The 7,322-nt window shown below is 40.0% G+C and carries 7 protein-coding genes; all 7 read right to left on the minus strand.

Going from position 1 to position 7,322, the window contains the following annotated elements; genetic code table 11:
- Nucleotides 1-836: 836 nt before the first annotated feature.
- Nucleotides 837-1,667: a nucleoside triphosphate pyrophosphohydrolase gene (mazG, locus tag QZ562_RS18040; protein WP_293763273.1), complete on the minus strand. Its 831-nt coding sequence runs from the start codon at nt 1,665-1,667 to the stop codon at nt 837-839.
- Nucleotide 1,668: 1 nt separating this feature from the next.
- On the minus strand, nt 1,669-3,825 hold the full coding sequence (relA, locus tag QZ562_RS18045) for a GTP diphosphokinase (protein ID WP_293763275.1): 2,157 nt from the start codon (nt 3,823-3,825) through the stop codon (nt 1,669-1,671).
- Between the two features lie 228 nt (nt 3,826-4,053).
- The gene (gene acpS / locus QZ562_RS18050) at nt 4,054-4,434 is read right to left on the minus strand and encodes a holo-ACP synthase (protein ID WP_293763277.1); all 381 of its coding nucleotides are present in this window, start codon (nt 4,432-4,434) and stop codon (nt 4,054-4,056) included.
- 5 nt (nt 4,435-4,439) lie between these two features.
- On the minus strand, nt 4,440-5,171 hold the full coding sequence (gene pdxJ / locus QZ562_RS18055) for a pyridoxine 5'-phosphate synthase (protein ID WP_293763279.1): 732 nt from the start codon (nt 5,169-5,171) through the stop codon (nt 4,440-4,442).
- Complete coding sequence (recO, locus tag QZ562_RS18060; protein WP_293763283.1) at nt 5,168-5,905, minus strand: DNA repair protein RecO; 738 nt, start codon at nt 5,903-5,905, stop codon at nt 5,168-5,170. The genes pdxJ and recO overlap by 4 nt, the downstream gene beginning before the upstream one ends.
- Before the next feature lie 30 nt (nt 5,906-5,935).
- On the minus strand, nt 5,936-6,217 hold the full coding sequence (locus tag QZ562_RS18065) for a hypothetical protein (protein WP_293763286.1): 282 nt from the start codon (nt 6,215-6,217) through the stop codon (nt 5,936-5,938).
- A gap of 139 nt (nt 6,218-6,356) precedes the next feature.
- Nucleotides 6,357-7,322, minus strand: a 966-nt coding sequence (locus QZ562_RS18070; protein ID WP_293763289.1) for a DHHA1 domain-containing protein, incomplete at its 5' end; no start/stop codon positions are given.

The following is a 7,322-nucleotide window of genomic DNA, read 5'->3' on the forward strand; positions in this document are numbered from 1 at the left end:
AAATAACAATATACGTTGCGTGGAGACCTGATCAACTTTAGTGATACTAAGCTTGGTTAGATAATTTCAATTCTTATCAGTGACTTTAACCTATTCAAACTTGATCGATTGAAAAAATATCTTCCCAACAGGGCTTACACAAATCATTAAGCTATCGTTATTTTATCGCTCATCAGTCCCAAACCTCTCTTACAAATGCGTTTCTTTGATGTTCAATTTTGGGAAAGTATTATCGCTTTTAGTCGACATGCAACACCGGCAGGTAGGGTAAAGTTTTTATTTGCCAATTCTAAGCGCATTCGAAAAGTACCACTGGCAGAATCGATAATGGGCTCAATGATTGTAATTTCAGCCTTATGCCGACTGCTTACTGGGACAGGGAGAACAACTATTGTATGTTTAAATTACCTAGTGATTGCAATCCGCGTCACTGGGTTCGTAGTAATAATATGTGACTTTAAAAACGACTTAGTTGATATCAGAAGTCTATTTATATAACTGAAGAACGACACTAAGGTAATTGCCTGAGTTATTTCTTTCTATCTACCCGGCTCTGGGGAAAAAACCATTATGAAAGTAGATTCAAATCAGGTCACAAATGCATCCGGGTGGCTGTGTAAATGGAGGTTATAATATTTTATTGTAGATGCTCTGAATTTAAAGGATACGCATTTAGTCTTTTAAAATGGCTATTGGCCACTTAGACAATGAGTCGGTTTATACTTTACTGTCATGCTTTTATTTTCAAGAGCTTGTGTGGAAGTAATATTAAGCTTAGTGCCATTTCTAATTCAAAGCATATGTTTGATAGGTACCTGACAACTCGTATTAAAATATCAAGGTATACTTTTAATTCGTTGCCAAGCGTCTTCCATCTGCTGAAAATTAGCAGCCTGCAAACTCAAACCTTGGCTCTTAATATCTTGTTCTACCAACCTGAAACGCTTTTCAAATTTACGATTGGCTTTTATTAAGGCTGTTTCAGCATTGACTGAGGTATGCCGGGCTAAATTAACAACAGCAAATAATAAATCACCTATTTCTTCTTCCACAGCCTGTTGATCGGGTTCCGAAACCTTCACCTCAGCTAATACCTCTTCTATTTCCTCATGAATTTTATCAACAACCGGTGCCAATTCGGTCCAATCAAAACCAACTTTGGAGCACTTTTTCTGTATTTTTTGTGCGCGCAACAACGGTGTCATGCCTAGAGAAATATTAGCTAAGATACTGCTATCAAGCTCTTGGTTTTTACTTGCACGCTCTTGTGCTTTGATCTGTTCCCATTGATTATTGAGTTCGCCATCTGTTTTATGCTTATTATCTGTTTTAAGCCCATCTGTAGCAAATACATGGGGATGTCGCCTTATCAATTTATCATTGATAGCCTTAGCAATATCCTCAAAATCGAAGTCGCCCTGCTCCTTTGCAAGCTGCGCGTAAAACACAACTTGAAACAACAGGTCACCCAACTCCTCTTTAATATCGTGCATATTACCACTGAGTATAGCGTCGACAACTTCGTAAGTTTCTTCGATTGTGTGAGGTACTATGCTTTCAAAATCTTGCTGTCTATCCCAAGGGCAACCTACTTCAGGATCCCTTAGTTGCTGCATAATCTCTAATAAACGTGTTAATTGGTTAACATTTCTATCATTTTTAGGCATATTATTTATCAACCTTTAATACCTCTGTCACGCCTTTAATAAGTTGCAACCGGCTCATCGCTTTGGACAAACTGGAAAGGTCTTTTACCTCTAAGCTTAATTCAATTTTGGCTCTGTGTAATTTAGTATCACTAATGCTATTTACTGCCAGTAAACTCACCCTTTCATTAGCAATAATAGTCGTGATATCACGTAAAATGCCTGCTCTGTCATCACACAAAACATGTAATTTAGTCTGAAACGCTGCTTGTAAATTACTGGCCCAATTCACGTCAATTTGTCGTTCTGGGTGTTGTTCTAATAAATTATTAAGTTGTTCGCAGTCTTGTCTATGTACACTGACACCTCGTCCTTGCGTGATGTAACCTAAAATTAATTCGCCTGGTAAAGGTTGGCAACAACCAGCAATTTGATTCAATAAATTACCTACACCTTCTACTACGATACTGTCTTTTTTAAACTTGGCAGATTGTGGCCTTCTAGACCTGACTTTTAATTCGGGCGCAGGTGCGTGCTTTTGCTGTAAAAAATGCACAACTTGCATAATACGCACATCACCACCGCCAATTGCAGCATACAGGTCATCGAGGGTTTGCATATTAAAACGTGACGTTGCGTCGCTGGCTTCTTTTGATTCGATGTTTAGTTTGCCCAATTCTCTATCGAGTAATTCTTTACCTGCCTGTTGGTTTTTGCTTTTATCTTGTTTTTTAAAGTAAGTTTGAATTTTTGCACGGGCACGGGATGAATAAACATAACCTAAGCCAGGATGCATCCAGTCTCGGCTAGGATTTGATCGCTTGCCGGTGAGGATTTCAACCTGATCGCCTGTTTGTAATTCATATGTAAAGGGAACTATTCTGCCAGAAATTTTGGCTCCATTACATCTATGCCCTACATTACTATGAATGTAATAAGCAAAATCTAATGGTGTTGAACCAAAAGGTAAATCAACCACGTCACCTTTGGGCGTGAACACATAAACACGATCATCAAATACTTGACTACGCAGCTCTTCAACTAAATCGCCACTGTCAGCCACTTCCTCCTGCCAAAGCAAAATACGTCTTAGCCAGTTTATTCGTTCTTCATATCCAGAGCGGCTTGAGGTTGTTCCTTCCTTGTAACGCCAATGTGCAGCTACACCTAGCTCTGCATCTTCATGCATTTGCGCTGTTCGAATTTGTATTTCGACGGTTTTACCTTCTTTACCAAAAGTCACCGTATGAATGGATTGATAACCATTTGCTTTTGGCGTCGCAATATAATCATCGAACTCGTTGGGAATATGTTTCCAACTGGCATGCACTACACCTAATGCGGCATAACAGTCCTGTAGACGGTCAGCAATAATGCGTACGGCTCGAATGTCATAAAGTTGTTCAAAATCGAGATGTTTCTTTTGCATCTTTTTCCAGATGCTATAAATATGTTTTGGCCGACCATAGACCTTAGCTTTTATATTTTGTGAGTCGAGTACGTCTTGCAACTCACCTACAAAATCTTCAATATATTGTTGACGATCTGAGCGGCGCTCGTCCAATAAGGTAGCAATTTTTTTATAAGTATTGGGATGTAAGTAACGAAATGAATGGTCTTCTAGTTCCCACTTTAATTGACCAATACCTAAACGATTTGCCAAAGGTGCATAAATATTGGCACATTCACGGGCCACTAAAACCCGCGTTTCTTCATCTTCATGTTTGACTTTTTGTAAAGTACAAATGCGTTCAGCAAGCTTAAGAACCACTGCACGTACGTCTTCCACCATAGCCAACAACATACGGCGCACATTATCAATCTGAGCTTCGTCGTTTTTCTTTTTGCTATTCGCACTTGTATGTAAAGATTTAATCGCGTCCATACGCCTCACACCCACGATTAACTTCTTTATACCTTCGCCAAACTGTTGTGTAATTTGATCTTCGTCTAGTTTGTGCAATTCACAATAGGGATAAATAAGCGCCGCTTGCAGAGTCTCATCATCCATGTGTAATTCGTGCAGGATTTCTACCATTTCCTGCCCAATAAGAAGTATTTCTGGGGTATCAGATACATCTCTGAGTTTTTGCTTGCTAGCTTCAGGCAGGTTTAAACCTGCCAACCACTCGTCGAAGGGTGGGCGCTGATCTTCATGTACTGTACGAATTGAAACCATATAAAATCTGTCCTACTTCACCTTGACCTGACTAGGTAAGTAAAGCAATTATTGAGTGGTATAACATATGCTAAATTCACCTTCTTCATACTACTATTAAATTGCTTACATATTACGAGCCAACATTTATTTCATAAACCGCGACGACTGAGGGGCCTAAAACAAATAAGCTGATAGCAGTTGCATCAAAACTGCACCAAGAAGCACCAAATTAGTGCTTCTACAGATTCAATTAGATTCTAAAATAACAGTCGCCATCGCGTAATGTTGTTCATCAGAAATAGAGACGAAACTACGGCTGATGTCGAGCTTGTCACACAATTCAGCAAATACTCCTGAAAAAACAAGTGTAGGTTGACCCGAAGATAAATTCACCACTTCCACATTTTGAAAGCTAACTCCGTTACCAATTCCGGTACCCAAAGCTTTTACTGCCGCTTCTTTGGCGGCAAAACGTTTGGCTAAAAATCGCTCAGGAAATTTGTGAGCTCTAAAAGTAACCATTTCTGTTGAGGTCAACACGCGCTCTGCTAAACGCTGTGACTTATCTAATTGTTTGGCAATTCTGGCGATTTCAACAACGTCAGTACCCAGTCCAATAATCGCCACAGTTTTTAAACTCGTGCTTCTTGCATCAAACGACGCATATCTGTCACTGCCCGATGTAAACCATCAAATGCCGCACGCGCAATAATTGCATGTCCAATATTGAGTTCGTATAACTCAGGGATAGCCGCGATAGGTTTGACATTATGATAGTGCAAGCCATGACCAGCATTAACCTTCAAGCCCTTTGAATGAGCATATTGGATGCCTTCAATCAATATAGCCAACTCTTTTTGTTGCTCAGCTTCGTTGTTCGAATCTGCGTATTGGCCCGTGTGAATTTCAATAAAAGGTGCATTGGTTTCTACCGCTGCATCAATTTGTTTTTTATCAGCATCAACAAATAGTGATACCAAAATTCCTGCGGCCCCTAAACGAGCACAGGCATCATTCATACGCGATTGATTGCCCGCTACATCTAGGCCACCCTCGGTGGTCAATTCTTCACGTTTTTCAGGAACCAAACAGCAAAATTCTGGAGCTGTTTTTACAGCTATCTGCAGCATTTCTTCGGTGACGGCCATCTCAAGATTCATGCGGGTTTGAATAGTCTGTTTGAGGATAAATACATCTCGGTCTTTGATATGCCGCCTGTCTTCGCGCAAGTGCACTGTTATTCCGTCAGCACCAGCTCTTTCAGCAACTTCTGCGGCGTGAACAGGATCTGGATAAGACGTGCCTCGTGCATTGCGCAAGGTAGCAATGTGATCAATGTTCACACCAAGAAAAATTTCATTCATTTCACATTCCCATTATTGTCTGGTTTGGTAGTCGTCCAAGTTTGTTGAAACAACTCCCGGCTTTTGAGCGGTTTTTGACCAAGTAGTGGCGAGAGTGCCATTCTGGTAATTCGTTTAGCACATTGCAGACTGTTTGCTGTCCAAATATTATTACTGACTTGTAACAACGCTTTCCCACTGAATCTGTTGCTTCCTTGTGCATTGTTATCTATACGTCTAATTCCATTTTCTAGAACAAAACAATAATCAACATCGACATCGACAGATTGACCGCTCTCATATTCTTGAGTCAAATCAATACCGTATCCCATATCTTCTAGCAACAGCAATTCAAATTGACGTAAACAGGGTTCAATGTCCCCACCACTCGACAACCAATGTAGACTTTTTTGATAGGATAAGAATAGTTCAGGATGAGGTACTTCTTTGGGTAATAATCGGTTGAGTAACTCATTCAGATACATAGCTGAAAATAATTGATTACCACCAAGTTGCAATCTGGGACCCGCTGATTCTAATTGATTGAGATTGCGTAGTTCATGCCTGCCCGAAACCGATAAAAGTAACAGCTGAAATGATTGCAATAAACTTTTTTTGTCACCTTTATTGCCTCGTACACCCCTGGCAACAGCGCTGATTTTACCCAGTTCAAGAGTAAATAAATCAGTTAAATAGCTAGTTTCTCGATATGAGCGTCGATGTAACAAAAATCCAGTAAGTTGCTCAGGTACCAACAGCAAAACCCTTATGAAGTGAGCCTAAGGCTAACTCACTTTTATCCGCACAACCTTCATGGCTTCAAACTCCATACCGGCGACTTCTTCTTTTATTGGGTAATAGGTTAAATTGACTCTTGCTCCAGTCAAATTTTTATATGTTTTTCTTCGTCGAAATTTAAAAGGTACTTCTGTACCCTCAACCAACAAAATATTCATAAACCAATCATCGTCTTTACGCTGAACGTGAGAAACCACAACCAATTCTTCAGAATGAGTAAGGTTATCGTGCTTATCCAGTAATTTTTCTACATCGGATTTTTTTGCCATGACCACTATTTAGTAAGCTAAAAGAAAACAAGTCTAACACTTATCTCAAATTACATAAATAATTATACCTATCTCACTTTAAAATCCATATTTTAGAATTATTCATTCAAACATAAAGGACCTGGAAGTGACTTCAGCACTATAAGGCGCTAACTCCCTCAACCATTAATTGTAAGCTAGTCCGCCCTCTAAATTCGTTAATATCTAGCTTATAGGCAAGATTTACATGGCTACATTGTGGATTAGGCCATTGAGCAAGGTCTACATTAAAAGCAATTGCGTCGATTAACACACCACTTTCAAGTTTAAGTGTCATTTTTAAATGTTTGCTGCCAACCAAACGATGATCCATCAATTGAAATTCACCATCAAAAAGTGGTTCTGGAAACCCCTGTCCCCAAGGCCCAGCGTCTTTCAAACATTGAGCAAAAGCTAATGTAAATTCTTCGGTCTGCAATTCACCATCAGAAATTAATTCGCCTGCTAAAGGCCTATCTTTTAAGTTTTCTTCTGCTATCTGATGAAAAACTTGCTCAAAAGCAGGGAGATTTTTTAAGGGTAGGCTGAGTCCAGCGGCCATAGCATGGCCACCAAATTTGGCAATAACATCGGGGTAGCGACTATTTATTTCTTCGAGTAAATCACGAATATGTAAACCCGGAATAGAACGAGCTGAGCCTTTTAGAGTATCATCATCCTGGTGAGCAAAAGCGATAGTGGGACGATAATATTTATCTTTAATACGTCCCGCTAAAATACCAATCACGCCTTGATGGTAATCTGCTCGATATAATACTAATCCAAAAGGTAAGCTATTTGCATCGAGGTTTAGACCGTCTAAAGCTTTGACAGCTTCTTGCTGCATCGACCCTTCGATTTCACGCCTTTCACGGTTTAGACTATCTAGCTGAACCGCTATTTGCCTTGCGCGCGCGGGGTCATCTGTTATTAAACATTCAATGCCCAACGACATATCACCTAACCGCCCGGCTGCATTAAGCCGCGGGCCCACAACAAAACCTAAATCAGATGCAACTAAACGACTTTTTTCTTTTCCCGCCACTTCCATTCCTGCCAGTATACCCTGTCTCTCATACCCACTTGA

Source organism: uncultured Paraglaciecola sp. (assembly GCF_913058035.1).
In the GTDB taxonomy this organism is placed as follows: domain Bacteria; phylum Pseudomonadota; class Gammaproteobacteria; order Enterobacterales; family Alteromonadaceae; genus Paraglaciecola.

What these genes read in the sequence shown, in the direction of transcription:
- mazG (WP_293763273.1), bottom strand. Translation starts at nt 1,667, where the DNA reads ATGCCTAAAAATGATAGAAATGTTAACCAATTAACACGTTTATTAGAG.
- relA (WP_293763275.1), bottom strand. Translation starts at nt 3,825, where the DNA reads ATGGTTTCAATTCGTACAGTACATGAAGATCAGCGCCCACCCTTCGAC.
- pdxJ (WP_293763279.1), bottom strand. Translation starts at nt 5,171, where the DNA reads ATGAATGAAATTTTTCTTGGTGTGAACATTGATCACATTGCTACCTTG.
- QZ562_RS18065 (WP_293763286.1), bottom strand. Translation starts at nt 6,217, where the DNA reads ATGGCAAAAAAATCCGATGTAGAAAAATTACTGGATAAGCACGATAAC.